The sequence below is a fragment of the Micromonospora sp. DT68 genome, assembly GCF_049847245.1.
Lineage (GTDB): Bacteria > Actinomycetota > Actinomycetes > Mycobacteriales > Micromonosporaceae > Micromonospora > Micromonospora profundi.
In genome coordinates this window covers 64,346-80,782 of record NZ_JBNCNZ010000018.1, presented here as the reverse complement: position 1 = coordinate 80,782, position 16,437 = coordinate 64,346, and the positions used below count along the sequence as shown (strand labels likewise).

Below are 16,437 nucleotides of genomic sequence, written 5' to 3'. Positions count from 1 at the left end.
TTTAGAGATCGAGCAGACCGGCTGGCGGGTCGACGATGACGCGTCCACCGGCCAGGTCGACCTCCGGCACTATCGCCCGGACGAACGGGATCAGCGCGGTACGCCCCTCGGGACGCCGCAGCACCAGCAGGTCCGAGGACGGCGCGTGGTCGATGCGGACCACCTCGCCCAGCCGTTCGCCGGACGGGGTGACGGCGGCCAGCCCGACGAGCTGGTGGTCGTGGAACTCCTCCGGATCCTCCGGCGGGGCCACCTCGGAGCTGTCCACAACGAGCAGGGTGCCGCGCAGCGCCTCGGCACCGTCGCGGTCCAGGACACCGTCGAACGCGACGAGCATCCGACCCTGGTGCCAGCGCGCAGCCTCGATGGTCAACTTGGCCGGAACCCGGAACAACACCCCGGGCCCGTCCGCCGACTCGGGCGGCGGAACCGCCCCCGGCTCAGTGTTCATCACTGTGCCGGGGGCGAACCGTGCTTCGGGCTCGTCGGTCCGCACTTCCACGGTGACCTCACCGCGGACGCCGTGCGGCTTGCCGATCCTTCCGACGACGAGCTGCATCAGTACGAGTCGACGATGTCGACGCGTACCCCGCGCCCGCCGATGGAGCCGATCACCTGGCGCAGCGCCTTGGCGGTCCGACCGGACCGCCCGATCACAGTGCCGAGGTCCTCGGGGTGGACGCGGACTTCGAGCCGCTTGCCCCGACGGGAATCGACCATCCGCACCCGGACGTCATCCGGGTGCTCGACGATGCCCTTGACCAGGTGCTCCAACGCCGGACGCAGAGGCATGTCAGGCCTGCTCACCAGCGTCGGCGGCGGGGGCCTCGGCCGGAGCCTCGGCAGCCGGAGCCTCGGCAGCCGGAGCCTCGGCGGCGGGCGCCTCGGTCTTCGGAGCCTCGGCAGCCTTGGCGGCCTTCTTCGCCGGCTTGGCCGGGGTCTCCGGGGTCAGACCGGCAGCGGCCTTCGACTCGGCCTCGTACGCAGCCTTGCGGTCGGCCTTCTCGGGGGCGACAAGCAGCGGCGGCGGGGCCGGCAGGCCCTTGAACTTCTGCCAGTCACCGGTCAGCTCCAGCAGCCGCTGCACCGCCTCGCTCGGCTGGGCGCCGACGGACAGCCAGTACTGGACCCGCTCCGACTTGACCTCGATCACCGAAGGGTCTTCCTTCGGCTGGTACACACCGACGAACTCGATCGCACGACCGTCACGCTTGGTACGCGAGTCGGCGATGACGATGCGGTACTGCGGGTTGCGGATCTTGCCCATCCGCAGGAGCCGGATCTTTACGGCCACAGTTGTTTCGCTCCTGTTGCGATCTCACCGGCCCGTGCGGGCGGTGTGCATGGGTGAGCGCCGACCGGCACAGTGGGGTTGGGCCGGAGACAACTCGGTGGACTGGCGACGCGCCCGGGTTAGAGGGCGCCGGACGCGCGCCGGATACCAGCGACCTATTCTGCCAGATCCGTCGCCGATCGCTCACACCGGACCCGTACAGCGGGTCACCGGTGACCAGGAACACCGCCTCAGCGCACCGGCGGGCGGTCCCACCCCGGGGGCAGTTCATCCGGTACGTCCCATTCCGGCGAGGGCTGGTAGTCGCACCAGGTGCCGTCGAACGGGAATTTGCCGGCCTCGGCGAGCGCGATCACCCGTTCGCCCTCGGCGCGGACCGCCTTCTCGTCGGTCACCCAGTAGTCGTCGCCGAAGGCGAGCCGCTCGACGAACTCGCCCTCGTCCTTCCACTCCCAGCTGCGGTCCGCCCACACCACCACGTCGAGGTCCTGGTCCACCACGTCGACCCCGGCCACCGGGCCGTCGTCCCAGCGCACGCCGGGCTCCTCCAGATTGACGTACCAGTTGACGAACCGGCCGTGGGCGTCCCAGAACCACCAGACGGAGTGCGCCGCCCCGGTGGGCAGGAACTTCAACAGCGGCGGGCCGTTCCAGCGGCCGTGCGCCAGCCGGTACGTCGACGAGATCCACTCGGCGAACGGCACGGCCCGCATCCCCAGCCCGGCCTCGGTCACCTCGTGGGCCACCGGGGAGTCCCGGGCGATCCAGAGCAGCAGACCCCGCTCGTCGTCGCTTACCACCCGGCCCGGCCGGACCCATCCGATCCGGCCGTGGCGCACGTTCCGGTGCATGATCAGCCGACCCGGCGCGAAGCGCACGGCAAAACCTCCGGAGCTGTTAGCAGGGGGCCCTTCCTCTACCGCAGGCGTTAGTAGGGGGCCCTTCCTTACACCTCAGTAGGCTCGGGCGAGGATGGCGACCAGGTCCGGCTCGTCCTCCGAGTCCGGCACCGAGCCGTCGGCGCGTACCAGGCAGCGCACCGTGACGCCCTGGCCGTTGGCCTCCGCCTCACCTGCCACGCCGACCGCCGACCACGGCACCCGGGCCCAGCCGGTCGCGGCGGCCTCGATCGCCTCGGCGAGGGTGGCCACCTCCACCGTGCGGGAGTTCCGGTTGGCAAGCGCCTGGTCGTGCAGCGCCTGCTGGTCGGTCTCCAGCGCCGCCAGCACCGCGGCGACCACGTCGGCTACCGGCGTCGGGGACTTCGATCCGTCGGTACGGCGCACCACTACCGCGTTGCCCGCGGCCAGGTCACGGGGGCCGACCTCGACGCGTACCGGATAGCCCCGCAGCTCGGCGTCGACCGCCCGGCGGCCGAACGCGGTGTCGGTCCGGTCGTCGAGCGCGACTCGGACACCGGCGTCGCGCAGGGCGTCGCGCAGCTTGGCCGCCGCCTCGCCGACACCTTCGCCATCCTTGACGATCATGACGTACGCCTGGATCGGGGCCAGCCGCGGCGGCACCCGCAGACCGTTGTCGTCGCCGTGGGCCATGATCAGGCCACCGAGCATCCGCGTCGACGTGCCCCACGAGGTCGTCCAGGCGTGCTCCCGGCCACCTTCCTTGGCGGAGTAGCTGATGTCGAACGCCTTGGCGAAGTTCTGGCCCAGCTCGTGGCTGGTGCCCAACTGAAGCGCCTTGCCGTCGCCCATCATGCCTTCGCAGGTGTACGTCGCCGTCGCACCGGCAAACCGCTCCCGGGTGGTCTTCAGACCCACCACCACCGGGATGGCGAGCACGTTGACCATCAGGTCCTCGTACGCCTCGTGCAGGATCCGCCGCGCGTACGCCCGAGCGTCCTCGCGGGTGGCGTGGGCGGTGTGCCCCTCCTGCCACAGGAACTCGCTGGTACGCAGGAAGATCCGCGGGCGCAGCTCCCACCGGACCACGTTCGCCCACTGGTTGAGCAGCAGCGGCAGGTCCCGGTACGAGTCGATCCACTTGGCCATGAACTCGCCGATCACCGTCTCGCTGGTGGGGCGCACCACCACCGGCTCGGCGAGCTGCTTGCCGCCACCGTGGGTGACCACCGCCAACTCCGGCGAGAAGCCCTCGACGTGCTGTGCCTCACGCTTGAGGTAGCTCTCGGGGATGAAGAGAGGGAAGTACGCGTTCTCCGCCCCGGCCGCCTTGATTCGGGCGTCCATCTCGGCCTGCATCCGCTCCCAGATGGCGTAGCCGGCCGGTCGGATGACCATGGTCCCGCGGACCGGGCCGTTGTCGGCCAGCTTCGCCTTGGCGATCAGGTCCTGGTACCAGCGGGGGAAGTCCTCCGCACGGGGAGTGAGCACGCGTGCCATGACCGCACATCCTATGCGCCGCACGGTGAGCCACCGCGCCCGGGAGGCGCCACGCCACGCCGACCGGTGCTCCGCCAGCACCTTTGAACGGCAGCGCCGCTTCCATCTGCGCTTCGCTACAGCTGTGTCCGGCTACGGCGACGCTGGGCTGATGTGTTGGCGCGACCGTAGACTTCGATCATCATGACTGAATCGACGCATTCACCGCGCCAGCGGCTGCGGGACACGATCGTGGACGCGGCGCGGGCGCGGACCATCGCCTCCGGCTGGGATGCGGTACGGATGGGCGGGGTGGCCACCGCGGCCGGGGTGAGCCGGCAGACCGTCTACAACGAGTTCGGCAGCAAGGCCGGGCTGGCCGAGGCGCTCGCCCGACGTGAGGTAGACAGGTTCGTCGGCGACGTCCGGGCCGCACTCGTCGCGCACGGTGACGACGTTCGGGCCGGCGCGTACGCGGCGATCTCGCACACCCTCGCCACGGCTGCGGACAACCCACTGGTCAAGGCGATCCTGACCAGCTCCCGGGGAGGCTCGGACGAACTGCTGCCGTACCTCACCACCCGGGCCGAGGTGGTGCTCGGCGAGGCGTCCGGAGCGCTTATCGAGTGGGCCGACGGGCAACTGCCCGGGGCGGACCGGGCCGCGCTGACCTTCGCCGCCGACACGATCGTCCGGCTCGTGGTGAGCCACATCGTGCTCCCCGCCAACGCGATCGACCAGACCGCCACAGCCCTGACCAACCTGGCCGTACGCCTCTTCGCCGCCGCCGCCCGCCCCTACCCGTGACCCCGCAGCCCCGCCCCCCTCACCCCTGCCCCCGCCCGGTCAAGATCGCGCTCGATCCTGGATGTAGTGGCTTCGACGTCGTGCGATACCACTACATCCAGGATCATGCGTGATCTTGCGGCACGACAGACAACGCGTGGGCGCGTGGGGTCAGCGGATGACGCGACCGCGGAGGATCGTGCGGGACGGGGCACGGACGACGCGCAGGTCGCGGCGAGGATCCTCGGGGTAGACGGTCAGGTCGGCGAGGCCGCCTTCGACCAGCCCGGGGAAGCCGAGCCATTCCCGGGCGCCCCAGGAGGCGGCGGCGAGTACGTCAAGCGCCGGCATTCCGGCCTGCTCGTGCAGCAGCAACATCTCCTCGGCGGCGAGTCCGTGGTCGATGCCGCCGCCGGCGTCGGTACCGACGTAGATCGGCACGCCCGCCTCGTGGGCCGCCCGCACCACCTCGGGGAAGCGGTCGCGCAACGAGAGCATGTGATCGGCGTACTGGGGGAATTTGTCCCGCGCCTGGTCGGCGATGCCCCCGAAGGTGGCGATGTTGATCATCGTGGGCACGAGCGCGGTGCCTCTGCGGGCCATCTCGTCGATCAGGTCGAGGCTCAGCCCGGTGCCGTGCTCCACCGAGTCCACTCCGGCCCGCACCATGATCTCGACGGCGGATTCGGAGAAGGTGTGCACCGCGGCGCGTACCCCGGCGTCGTGGGCGGCCCGCACGGCGGCGGTGAGGGTGTCGGCGTCCCAGGCCGGCGCCAGGTCACCCACGCCCCGGTCGATCCAGTCGCCCACCAGTTTGACCCAGCCGTTGCCGGCCCGCGCCTGCTCGGCGACCGTCGCGGCCACGTCGGGCGCGCCGACCTCCACCCCGATGTCGCGCAGGTAGCGCTTCGGCGGCGCGACGTGCCGGCCGGCGCGGGCCAGTCGCGGCAGGTCCGGTTCGTCGCCCAACTCGGCGTACGGGTACGGCGAGCCCGCGTCGCGAATGGCCAGCACGCCGGCGTCCCGGTCGGTGCGGGCCAACGTGCGGGCCTGGTCGAGGGAGGTGATCGGGGTGCCGCCGCGCGCGATGCCGATGTGGCAGTGCGCGTCGACGAGGCCGGGGAGAACGAACCCACCGTCCACGACGGTCTCCGCGCCGGACACCGGGGTGAAGGTCACCTGGTCGTCGACCAGCCAGAGATCCCGGACCTCGTCGTCGGGGAGCAGCACACCGCGCACATGAAGAGCCATGGGCACAGTCCTACCCGATCAGCGCACATCGAGGGCGAGCAGGTCGTTCTTCCGGGCGGTCGACACCGCCGCCCGCCGTCACCGACAGGCTCAGCGGGGGCCCTTGTCGCCGCCGCCCTTGCCGAGCTTGTTGAAGTCGATCTTCGGAAGCTTGAAGCCGGGCGGGAGGCCCTGACCACCCGCGAGGTCGTTCGGGTCCATCCCCGGCGGGAGCTGCGGCATGCCGCCCGGGAAGCCACCCGGCATCCCTGCACCGGTACGCGGACGACCGCCGCCCTTGGTGCCCTTGCGCTTGTTCTTCGGCGACTTGGTGGCCTTGCGCCGGCCGGCGCCGGGCAGGCCCATCATGCCGCCCATCTGCTTCATCATCTTCTGCGCGTCGGCGAAGCGGTTGAGCAGCTGGTTGACGTCCATCACTGTGACGCCGGAGCCGTTGGCGATGCGCGCACGGCGGGACCCGTTGATGATCTTCGGGTTGGAGCGCTCGCCCGGGGTCATCGACCGGATGATCGCGGTGACCCGGTCGAAGTGGCTGTCGTCCAGCTCGGCCAGCTGGTCCTTCATCTGCCCCATGCCGGGCATCATGGCCAGCACGTTGGCGATCGGCCCCATCCGCCGTACGGCGATGAGCTGGTCGAGGAAGTCATCAAGGGTGAACTGCTCGCCGCCGACAAGCTTGGCGGTCATCTTCTCCTTCTGATCCGAGTCGAAGGCCTGCTCGGCCTGCTCGATCAGAGTGAGGACGTCGCCCATGCCGAGGATGCGGCTGGCCATCCGGTCGGGGTGGAAGACGTCGAAGTCCTCAAGCTTTTCACCAGTGGAGGCGAACAGGATCGGCTGCCCGGTCACCTCGCGCACGGACAGCGCGGCACCACCACGCGCGTCACCGTCGAGCTTGGACAGCACCACACCGGTGATGCCGACGCCGTCGCGGAACGCCTCGGCGGTGCGGACGGCGTCCTGACCGACCATCGCGTCGATGACGAAGATGACCTCGTCAGGCTGGACGGCGTCACGGATGTCGGCGGCCTGCTGCATCATCTCGGCGTCGATGCCGAGTCGACCGGCGGTGTCGACGATGACGATGTCGCGCGCCGCCCGCTTCGCGTGCTCGATCGACGCGCGGGCCACCTGCACCGGGTCGCCGGTGCCGTTGCCGGGCTCCGGGGCGTACACCTCGACGCCGGCCCGGCCACCGAGCACCTGGAGCTGCCCGACGGCGTTGGGGCGCTGGAGGTCGGCGGCGACCAGCAGCGGCTGGTGCCCCTGGCTCTTGAGCCAGCGGGCGAGCTTGCCGGCCAGTGTGGTCTTACCGGAACCCTGGAGACCGGCCAGCATGATCACGGTTGGCGGCTGCTTGGCGAACTGGAGCCGTCGCCCCTCGCCACCGAGCACGTTGATCAGCTCTTCGTTGACGATCTTGATGATCTGTTGGGCCGGGTTCAGCGCCTGGGAGACCTCTGAGCTGCGGGCACGCTCCTTGACGGCCGCGATGAAACCCTTGACCACCGGCAGCGCGACGTCCGCCTCCAGCAGCGCAAGGCGGATCTCGCGCGCGGTGGCGTCGATGTCGGCGTCGGTGAGCCGGCCCTTGCCGCGGAGCTTGGTGAAGATCCCGGACAGGCGGTCACTCAAGGTGTCAAACACGCGAACATCCCGTTTGTCAGTGTTCCGGCGGGCACAACCCGGCCGGCACTGCGGAGTCCGGCCACCGCTAGGGTAACCGGCCCACCGCACGGCCGCTGTCGCCCGGCCCGGCCTGCCTCGCCGGCCCCACGCGGGCGGGCCCTCGCCCACCCGCCTGCGCTCCCGACGGTGGTGGGTTGAGCGGCCACGGCCTGGGCCCGCCTCGGTGCTGGACTCCGTTGCGAGCGTGATGACGCAGAGGTATCAATATGACTGTGAGGTATCACGCTCACCACACGGCAGGACCGGGCGCGAGCACGGCAGCCAGGACCAGGCGGGAGCCACGGCAGCCAGGACCAGGCGGGAGCCACGGCAGCCAGGACCGGACGAGGGCTACACGGCGGCGAGGACCGCGGCTTCCAGGCGGGCCCGGGTGGCGTCGTCGGGCCAGCCGCCGACCAGGTAGAAGGCGTCGACCACGTCGCCGCCGAGCGTGGAGATGCGGGCGGCGCGGACCAGCGCGCCCGCCTCGTCGAGCGCGCAGGTGACCCGGTAGAGCAGCCCGGCGGCGTCGGCGGCGCGGAGTTCGAGCAGTACGGCGTCGGTGGCCGCCTCGCGGTGCCAGACGACCCGGGGATCCGCGCCACCACCCCGGGCTGCGAGCGCACGACCGCGTAGCCGCTGGGTGACCGACACGTCGCCGCCGACCGCCCGGCGCAGGTCGGCGCGCAGCGGTACCGGATCGGCCGGCAGGCCGTAGCGGGGTTGCACCCGGCACTCGACAAGGGCCCGGCCGTCGACCACGGAGGCGTCCGCGGAGATCACTTCCAGCCGGTGCAGGGCCAGGCACCCGGCCACCGTGGCGAGGAGGCCGCGCCGGTCGGCCGCGGCCACCGCCACCCGGTCGCCGGTCAGGTGGACGACCGGCAGCGGCCCGTCCAGCAGCGCCGGGTCCGGGGCCGGGGGTTCGGGGAGTACGCCGGTGTCCAGTGCGGTGCGGACGCGGGCGACCAACTCGGCGACGAGCCTGCCCTTCCAGTCCGACCAGGCGGCGGGGCCGGTGGCCGCCGCGTCCGCGCGGACCAGCGCGTGCAGCAGGTCGAGGGTGCCGGTGTCGCCAACCGCCTCGGCCACTGACCCGATGGTGACCGGGTCGGAGAGATCCCGGCGGGTGGCCACGTCGGGCAGCAGCAGGTGCAGCCGGACCAGCCGGCCGATCAGGTCGACCTCGGCTGCGGGCAGGCCGATCCTTGTCGCCACCGCCTCGGCGACCGGCACGCCGACGGTGCTGTGGTCGCCGGGGAGGCCCTTGCCGATGTCGTGCAGGAGCGCGCCGAGCAGCAGCAGGTCGGGGCGTTCCACGTCGCGGGCGTGGTGGCTGGCCTCGTGGGCGGTCTGCACGAGGTGCCGGTCGAGGGTGTAGCGGTGCACAGGGTTGTGCTGGGGCAGGCTGCGCAGCCTCGTCCACTCGGGCAGCCAGCCGTCGACAAGGCCGTACCTGTCGCAGGTTTCCCAGGCGGGCACGAGGCCGGGACCGGCGCCGAGGAGGGTGGTGAGCGCGGCCCGGGCCTCGGCCGGCCACGGCGCGGGCAGCGGCGGGCAGTACGCGGCCAGCCACTCGCAGGTGGCTCGGGCGATCGGCAGCCGGGTCGCGGCTGCCGCGGCTGCCACCCGCAGGGACAGGCTCGGGTCGGGGCGTGCGCCGATCGCCGTGCGGGCCAGCACCAGCTCGCCGTCGTGCTCGACCACGTCGCGGGCCACCGGGCGGCGGACGGGCCGACCGTTGCCGCCCCGGGCGCGGCCGGAGCGCAGCCGGTCGGCGGCGCGGAAGGCGTCGTCCAGGGCGTGGCTGACAGTGCGGGCGTCCCCGGCCACCCGGCGCAGGAGCGCGTCGCCGTCGTCGAGTGCGAGGAGCGCGGCGACGCCGTCGCGTTCCTGGGCGACCAGCCGGTCCACCCGGCGGCCGACCTGCTGGTGCAGGGCGTCCCGGGTGTCCAGCAGGCGCAGGTGGGCGGCGCGGACGGCGGGTCGCAGCGCGTCGGTGATGCCGGCGGCGGAGATCGCCCGCAGCAGCCCCACGTCGCGGAGCCCGCCGGCGGCCTCCTTGAGGTCACCTTCCAGCAGGAAGGCGAGTTCGCCGTGGGCCTGCCAGCGGGCGGTGGTGACCTCCCGCAGGCCGACCAGTTGGCGGACGGCGGTGCGCCGCCAGTGGTCGGCGGCGGTGCTGACAAGCGCGTCGGCCAGCGCCGGGTCCCCGGCCACCAGCCGGGCGTCGAGCAGCCCGAGGGCGACCTTGACGTCGTCCTGGGCCACCGAGAGAGCTTCGGAGACGGTCCGCACCGAGTGGTCCAGGCGCAGGCCGGCGTCCCAGATCGGGTACCAGACCGAGGCGGCCAGTTCGTCGGTGCCGGGCACGCCGGCGTGCAGCAGGACCAGGTCGAGATCGCCGTACGGGGCGCACTGCCGCCGGCCCAGCCCGCCCACAGCGATCAGCGCGACACCGTCCCGCGGAGGAAGTAGACCGCGCAGGAAGTCGTCGTACGCCGCTGCTCGCGCCTGGCGGGCGGGCTCGCCGATGCCCCCCAGTACGCCGACGACCTCGTTGATCAAGAGGTTCGCGCCACCGTCGGCCGCTGACGCGTTCCCCTTGATCAACGAGGTCATGTCTGTCGCTTCCGAATCAGAGAGCGTCGAGGCCGCGCTCGCCGGTACGCACCCGGACGACCTCCTCGACACCGGTGACCCAGACCTTGCCATCGCCGATCTTGCCCGTACGGGCCGCACCGACGATCGCGTCCACGATCTTTTCCACGTCGATCTCGTCGGTGAGCACCTCGACCCGGATCTTGGGCAGGAACTCGACCGTGTACTCGGCACCCCGGTAGACCTCGGTGTGCCCCTTCTGCCGTCCGTACCCCTGCACCTCGCTGACGGTCAACCCGGCCACCCCGAGGGCGTGCAGAGCTTCCTTCACCGCGTCCAGTTGGTACGGCTTGATGACCGCGGTCACCAGCTTCATGTCCAACCCCTCCATCCCAGGAACGTTAACCGGCGACCTTCTCGCTGACCGGCGCGGAGGAGTCCGCTTCCGGCGTGGCACCGCTCGTCGCGCCGCCACCAGGGGTGCCGATGCCGGCCATCGCGAACGCGCTGCCCGTACCGCCACCTGACGGGGACAGGTCGTAGCCGCTCTCGGCGTGCTCGGCGATGTCGATGCCGTCGACCTCAGCCTCACCCTTGACGCGGAAGCCGATCGTCTTCTCGATGGCGAAGGCCAGCACCCAGGCGATGGCGAACGACCAGACGGTGACGATCAGACCGGCGAGGGCCTGCCGCCCGAGCTGGGTCACGCCGCCGCCGTAGAACAGGCCGTCGGAGGCACCCACCACGTCGCTGATCGCGGCGTTGACGGAGTTGGTGGCGAACAGGCCCAGCCAGAGCGAGCCGATCCAGCCGCCGACGAAGTGCACGCCGACCACGTCGAGGGAGTCGTCGTAGCCGAGCTTGTACTTGAGGCTGATGGCCGCGGCGCACACCGCTCCGGCGACGAGGCCGAGCAGCACGGCCGCCCACGGTGCGATGAAGCCGCAGGCCGGGGTGATGGCGACCAGACCGGCAACAGCGCCGGAGGAGGCACCGACCATCGTCGGCTTGCGGTCCTTGATCCACTCGACCACGATCCAGCCGAGCACCGCCGCGGCAGTGGCGAGCTGGGTGTTGATGAAGGCGAGCGCGGCGACCGAGTCGACGGTCAGCTCCGAGCCGGCGTTGAACCCGAACCAACCGAACCACAGCAGACCGGCGCCGAGCGCGACCAGCGGGATGTTGTGCGGCTTCATGCCCTCCCGCGGCCAGCCCAGCCGCTTGCCGAGCACCAAGGCCACGGCCAGGGCTGCCGCACCGGCGTTGATGTGCACCGCGGTGCCACCGGCGAAGTCCAGCGCGTGGATGTCACCGCCGATGATGCCGCCGCCCCACACCCAGTGGGCGACGGGGAAGTAGACAAGGGTGGCCCAGCCGAAGGCGAACAGCAGCCAGCCGGCGAACTTGGCCCGGTCGGCGATGGCACCGCTGATCAGCGCGACGGTGATCACCGCGAAGACCATCTGGAAGGCCATGAACACGTAGAGCGGAACCCCGATGCCGCTGGGGTTCTCGGCCGTGGCACCCCACAGGTCGGTCTCGGCGAGGAAGGTCTTGGTGCCGAGGTACGCGCTCGGGTCGCCCCAGAATCCGTTCACGTCGGTCCCGAAGGCGACGCTGAAACCGTAGAACCACCACAGAATAGAGATGAGCCCGATGGCGGAGAAGCTCATCATCATCATGTTGAGTACGCCCTTGGCCCGGTTGAGGCCGCCGTAGAACAGCGCCAGTCCGGGGGTCATGAGCAGCACGAGCGCGGTCGAAACCAGCAGCCAAACGGTATTGGCGCCGTCGATCGTCGGTGCTTCAGGCACGCTGGCCTCCTAAAGGTGAAGTCCTCCTTCGCGGCTTTCCGGGGCAGCGTCGCCCGTAGGCCGGTTGCGCGGAAGCTTCGCGGCCGGCTGTTTCACGCAGGGTCTCGTGGTGGTTTCCGTTTCGTGACGGGTTGTTTCGTACGTGTCACGGAGTCTGCACAGTCGTCGGCATGGACGGTGGTGGATCATCCGGACGGCGGATGTCGATGGCCGACCGGCGACGCCCATCGACCGACGCGCCCGCCGAGACCGGCCGGGCATCGACCGGCCGGCGCTCAGCGGCTGACGGTCAGCGGAGCGCGTTCTCCAGGGCGTGCCGCTCGTAGTCGAGCAGCCGCAGGTCGCGCATCGGCCGGCGCAGGTGCCCCTTGTGCACGATCCGCACGAACGCCGGCTCACCGGCGGCGGCCATCCGGCGGATGCCCTCGACGTGGTCCACGATGCGCTTGCGGATGGTCCGGATCAGCCGGTGCCGGTCACGGGGGATCAGCCCGTACGCGTCGGCGAAGAGTCGCAGCCGGCGCGGACGGTCCGGACGCTTCCAGCCCAGCGTGATCGAGTCCCGGTCCGCGAAGATCGGAACCCAGGTCCACGCCGCGTACGCCACGTCGTAGATCCGGGCGCCGGGCGAGGCGAGGTCGAAATCGATGAGCCCGAGCGTGCCGTCCGGCCGCCAGATCACGTTGTGTGGCGCGGCGTCGTGGTGGCAGATCACCTCGGTGTCCGGTGGCGGAGGGCCGAACGAGCGCCAGACCGCGCCCGGTGGCGGGGTGAAGCCGTACTGCGCGTCGTGGAACATCCGCAGCATCGTGGCGACAGTGACAAGCGCCTCGTCGGTGACCCAGTGCGGGGCCAGCGGATACTCTCCGCACTCCCCCTCCAGGTACGACAGCACCTCACGGTTGCGTTCGTCCATGCCCAGGGCCCGGGGTGCGCCGGTGAACCCGACGTACTCCAGGTGCCGCAGCAGGGCGTGCACGGACGGGGTCCACGGCCCGGCGTTGCGGCGGACCGTGTCCCCGACGCGGACGACGGTGCTCACGTTGCCGCCGTGCAGCGGGATCTCCTGCGAAGTCACGTACGGTCTCCCGAGGCGCTGCGAGGGGTGGCCGGGGTCACGCCAGCCCGCGTACGCGCGATCGTCAGTGGTCACCCGAGACTACGCGTCCCGTCCGGCCGGCTCGGTCCCCAGCAACGCGTCGACGAACTGCGCCGGGTCGAACAGGGCGAGATCGTCCTTGCCTTCGCCGAGCCCGACGAGCTTCACGGGGATGCCGAGCTTGCGCTGCACGGCGATCACGATGCCGCCCTTCGCGGTGCCGTCGAGCTTTGTCAGCACGACGCCTGTCACGTTCACCACCTCGGTGAAGACGCGTGCCTGTTCCAGGCCGTTCTGGCCGGTCGTGGCGTCCAGGATGAGCAGTGTCTCGTCGATCGGGCCCTGCTTCTCGACCACCCGCTTGACCTTGCCCAGCTCGTCCATCAGGCCGATCTTGTTCTGGAGGCGGCCGGCGGTGTCGATGAGCACGGTGTCCACGCCGGTGTCGATGCCGCGCCGGACGGCGTCGAAGGCGACGCTTGCCGGGTCGGCGGCCTCCGGGCCGCGGACGGTCTCCGCGCCGACACGCTCGCCCCAGGTCTGCAACTGGTCGGCAGCGGCGGCCCGGAAGGTGTCGGCGGCGCCGAGCAGCACGGTACGGCCGTCGGCGACGAGCACCCGGGCGATCTTGCCGCAGGTGGTGGTCTTACCGGCGCCGTTGACGCCGACCACCAGCACGACCGCCGGCACGCCGTCCTTGGGGGCGGTACGCAGCGACCGGTCCATGCTCGGGTCGAGGGCGTTCACCAGCTCGGCGGCGAGCAGCGCGCGCAGCTCACCGGCCGAGCGGGTGCCCAGCACGCGGGTGCGCTCGCGCAGCCTGTCGACGATGTCGCGGGTCGCGTCGACGCCGACGTCGGCGGTGATCAGGCTGTCCTCGATCTCCTCCCAGACGTCCTCGTCGAGGTGGTCGCGGGCGAGCAGGCCGAGCAGGCCCTTGCCGAAGACGTTCTGCGAGCGGGACAGCCGGGAGCGGAGCCGGACCAGCCGCCCGGCTGTCGGCTCGGGCACCTCGACGGTGGGCGCGGGCGCCTCGATCACCGGCGGTGGCTCGACCAGGACGCCGGTGGACAGATCGGACTCCGGTGCCTCGACCGGCGGGCCGGCGAGATCCTCCTCGGCGCGTGTGTCGACCTCGGTGCGCGGCAGCGGTGGCTCGGGCCTCCGGCGCAACCGGGGCACGACCAGCCCGACTGTGCCGGCGATCAGCACACCGAGCAGGACCAGAGCGAGGACGAGATATTCGGCCATGCCGGAATCCTGTCAGATGCCGGCGGCGGCGTCCCAGCCACCGCACCCGGCTGCTTTCACGAACCGGCGGTAGGCTCGGCCGCATGCCCGCCGCACACCTCCTGATCGGCCCTCTGCTGCGGCGCGTGGTGGACACCCGGGCGACGGTCTGGGTGGAGACGGCGGCGCCCGCCGTGGTCACCGTCCGCGCCGCAGACGGCGCCACCGGCTCCGCACCCACCTTCTCGGCGTACGACCACCACTACGCGCTCGTGGTGGTGGAGGGTCTCACCCCGGACAGCACGACGACGTACGAGGTGCTTGTCGACGGCGAGGTGGTCTGGCCGGTGCCGAGCAGCGGCTTCCCGCCGAGCGTGATCCGCACCCGGGCGGCCGACGACCGGGACCAGCCCGTCAACCTGATCTTCGGCTCGTGTCGGGAGACCACCCAGCACTCCACCACCCGCAAACTGCCGCCGGACGCTCTTGACGCGTACGCCCGGCGGTTGATGGCCGACCCGGAGTCGAATTCGCTGCCGGACCTGCTGGTGCTGCTCGGCGACCAGGTCTACGCCGATGTGACGTCGCCGACTGTGCGCCGGCTGCTGCGCCGTCGCCGGCGTCGTCCGAAGGGCGCTCCGGCCGACCAGGTGGTGAGCTTCGACGAGTACACGAAGCTCTACCTGGAGTCCTGGCGCGATCCGGAGATCCGCTGGCTGCTGTCCACCGTGCCGAGCGTGATGATCTTCGACGATCACGAGATCATCGACGACTGGAACACGTCCGCGTCGTGGCGGGCGGACGTGCGCGAGCAGCCGTGGTGGGCCGAGCGGATCGGCAGCGGGCTCGCCTCCTACTGGGTCTACCAGCACCTGGGCAACCTCTCCCCCGACGAGATCGCCGCCGACCCGGTCTTCGCCAAGGTCGCGGCCGCCGAGGACGCCACCGGTGTGCTCCGTGAGTTCGGTGCCCGGGTCGACAAGGAATCCGACGTGGCGCACGACACCGAGCGCTGGCGCGCGGTGCAGTACCAGTGGAGCTACGCGCTCGACCTGGGCCGGACCCGGCTGGTCATGCTGGACAACCGGTGCAGTCGGGTGCTTGAGCCGGGCAAGCGGGCGATGCTGCCGCCCGGTGAGTGGGCGTGGTTCCTCGACCAGGCGCACGGCGTCTACGACCACCTGGTGGTCGGCAGTTCGCTGCCGTGGCTGCTGCCGCAGGGCATCCACCACATCGAGGCGTGGAACGAGAAGCTTGCCGACTCGCGCCGGCCGTGGGTGGCACGCGGAGCGGAGAAGCTGCGCCGGGCGCTCGACCTGGAGCACTGGGCGGCCTTCCGCCGCTCCTTCGAGGCGCTCGCGGAGACGTTCGCCCGGATCGGCACCGGCACGCCGAGGAAGTCCGGAGCGCGGGTCGGCGCCGGCCCGGCGTACGCCCCACCGGCGTCGATAAGCGTGCTGTCCGGGGACGTGCACCATTCGTACGTGGCGCGGGCGCGGTTCGCCGACCCGGCGGTGATCACTCCGGTGCATCAGCTCACCTGCTCGCCCATCCACAACCAGGTGCCCGCCGGGATCCGCCCGTTGATGCGTCTGGGCTGGTCGTCCGGCCCGGCGGGGGCGACCCGGGCGCTGGCCCGCTCGGCTGGCGTCCGTCGTCCGGGCGTGCGCTGGCGCAAGCTGGCCGGGCCGTACTTCGGCAACGCCGTCGGCACCCTGACCCATCAGGGTCGCCGGGCCGACGTCGTCATCGAGGGCACCACTGGCGAGGGGCACCTGCGTCGGGTGATGAACCGGCGGCTCTCCGGCGACGGCTGATCAGGCCCCGCCGTAGTCTCTAGCCCGTGGACGAGCACCTTCCGGAGCCGATCCGGGCAGTCGAGCACGAGTTGACAGCCCTGCTGCGTCGAGGTCGGGCGGTCTCCTGGGAGATCGCCCGGGAGGTGCACCCGAACCTCGAACCGAACACGTACGGGCTGCTGCTCTGGCTGCGGCGCAGTGGCTCGATCCGGTTGACCGAGCTGGCGGCGCGACTCGGTGTGGGAAAGGGCACGCTGAGTCGGCAGATCAACGGGCTGGAGGCGCTGGGTCTGGTCCACCGCGACCCCGACCCGAGTGATCGGCGGGCCGCGCAGATCAGGTTCACGGAGGAGGGTCGGCGCCGGTTCGACGCCGCCCGGGCGGCCCGCGTGGGCGAGTTCCTGCGCACCCTTGACGACTGGCCGGCCCGGGACGTCGAGGAGTTCGCCCGCCTTCTCGGCAAGTTCAACGACTCCTGGCAATGACCTCCGCGGGTGGAGGAATGACGCTCACGCCTGACAAGTTGTTGCTTGAGGCAACCATGACATCGGGTTGC

General features: G+C 71.4%; 15 protein-coding genes. 3 read left to right on the top strand and 12 right to left on the bottom strand.

Annotated elements, in window-relative coordinates:
• Window position 1: 1 nt before the first annotated feature.
• From rimM to proS, 5 genes are all read right to left on the bottom strand, one after another.
• A complete protein-coding gene (gene rimM / locus ACPXB1_RS25990) occupies window positions 2–559 on the bottom strand; it encodes a ribosome maturation factor RimM (protein WP_355593707.1) in 558 nt (185 codons plus the stop codon).
• On the bottom strand, window positions 559–792 hold the full coding sequence (locus tag ACPXB1_RS25985) for an RNA-binding protein (RefSeq protein ID WP_053652449.1): 234 nt from the start codon (window positions 790–792) through the stop codon (window positions 559–561). Before ACPXB1_RS25985 ends, rimM begins: the two co-directional genes overlap by 1 nt.
• Before the next feature lies 1 nt (window position 793).
• Window positions 794–1,294: a 30S ribosomal protein S16 gene (gene rpsP / locus ACPXB1_RS25980; RefSeq protein ID WP_355593705.1), complete on the bottom strand. Its 501-nt coding sequence runs from the start codon at window positions 1,292–1,294 to the stop codon at window positions 794–796.
• A gap of 230 nt (window positions 1,295–1,524) precedes the next feature.
• Window positions 1,525–2,172, bottom strand: a complete 648-nt coding sequence (locus tag ACPXB1_RS25975) for a DUF402 domain-containing protein (RefSeq protein ID WP_355593703.1) — start codon at window positions 2,170–2,172, stop codon at window positions 1,525–1,527.
• A gap of 75 nt (window positions 2,173–2,247) precedes the next feature.
• Entirely contained in the window at window positions 2,248–3,654 is a 1,407-nt protein-coding gene (proS, locus tag ACPXB1_RS25970) for a proline--tRNA ligase (RefSeq protein ID WP_425735899.1), read from the bottom strand.
• Between the two features lie 183 nt (window positions 3,655–3,837).
• On the opposite strand from proS, the gene ACPXB1_RS25965 reads away from it, so the two are divergent.
• Entirely contained in the window at window positions 3,838–4,440 is a 603-nt protein-coding gene (locus ACPXB1_RS25965; RefSeq protein WP_425735898.1) for a TetR family transcriptional regulator, read from the top strand.
• Between the two features lie 150 nt (window positions 4,441–4,590).
• On the opposite strand, the gene ACPXB1_RS25960 is transcribed toward ACPXB1_RS25965, so the two are convergent.
• The 7 genes from ACPXB1_RS25960 to ftsY all read right to left on the bottom strand — a co-directional run bounded on the left by ACPXB1_RS25960 (window position 4,591) and on the right by ftsY (window position 14,103).
• Window positions 4,591–5,670, bottom strand: a complete 1,080-nt coding sequence (locus ACPXB1_RS25960) for an amidohydrolase family protein (protein WP_355593697.1) — start codon at window positions 5,668–5,670, stop codon at window positions 4,591–4,593.
• 90 nt (window positions 5,671–5,760) lie between these two features.
• Window positions 5,761–7,317, bottom strand: a complete 1,557-nt coding sequence (ffh, locus tag ACPXB1_RS25955; RefSeq protein WP_355593695.1) for a signal recognition particle protein — start codon at window positions 7,315–7,317, stop codon at window positions 5,761–5,763.
• A gap of 372 nt (window positions 7,318–7,689) precedes the next feature.
• Window positions 7,690–9,960, bottom strand: coding sequence for a [protein-PII] uridylyltransferase (locus ACPXB1_RS25950; RefSeq protein WP_355593693.1), 2,271 nt, complete (start codon window positions 9,958–9,960; stop codon window positions 7,690–7,692).
• A gap of 16 nt (window positions 9,961–9,976) precedes the next feature.
• On the bottom strand, window positions 9,977–10,315 hold the full coding sequence (locus ACPXB1_RS25945; protein ID WP_007456507.1) for a P-II family nitrogen regulator: 339 nt from the start codon (window positions 10,313–10,315) through the stop codon (window positions 9,977–9,979).
• Between the two features lie 25 nt (window positions 10,316–10,340).
• Entirely contained in the window at window positions 10,341–11,753 is a 1,413-nt protein-coding gene (locus tag ACPXB1_RS25940; protein ID WP_355593691.1) for an ammonium transporter, read from the bottom strand.
• A 289-nt stretch (window positions 11,754–12,042) separates the two neighbouring features.
• Window positions 12,043–12,906, bottom strand: coding sequence for an aminoglycoside phosphotransferase family protein (locus tag ACPXB1_RS25935; RefSeq protein WP_192580334.1), 864 nt, complete (start codon window positions 12,904–12,906; stop codon window positions 12,043–12,045).
• Window positions 12,907–12,912: 6 nt separating this feature from the next.
• Window positions 12,913–14,103: a signal recognition particle-docking protein FtsY gene (gene ftsY / locus ACPXB1_RS25930; protein ID WP_425735897.1), complete on the bottom strand. Its 1,191-nt coding sequence runs from the start codon at window positions 14,101–14,103 to the stop codon at window positions 12,913–12,915.
• Window positions 14,104–14,186: 83 nt separating this feature from the next.
• Between ftsY and ACPXB1_RS25925 the strand changes: the two genes are divergently transcribed.
• Both ACPXB1_RS25925 and ACPXB1_RS25920 read left to right on the top strand, forming a co-directional pair.
• Window positions 14,187–15,899: an alkaline phosphatase D family protein gene (locus ACPXB1_RS25925; protein WP_355593687.1), complete on the top strand. Its 1,713-nt coding sequence runs from the start codon at window positions 14,187–14,189 to the stop codon at window positions 15,897–15,899.
• 26 nt (window positions 15,900–15,925) lie between these two features.
• Window positions 15,926–16,366: a MarR family winged helix-turn-helix transcriptional regulator gene (locus ACPXB1_RS25920; RefSeq protein WP_355593685.1), complete on the top strand. Its 441-nt coding sequence runs from the start codon at window positions 15,926–15,928 to the stop codon at window positions 16,364–16,366.
• Window positions 16,367–16,437 lie beyond the last annotated feature (71 nt).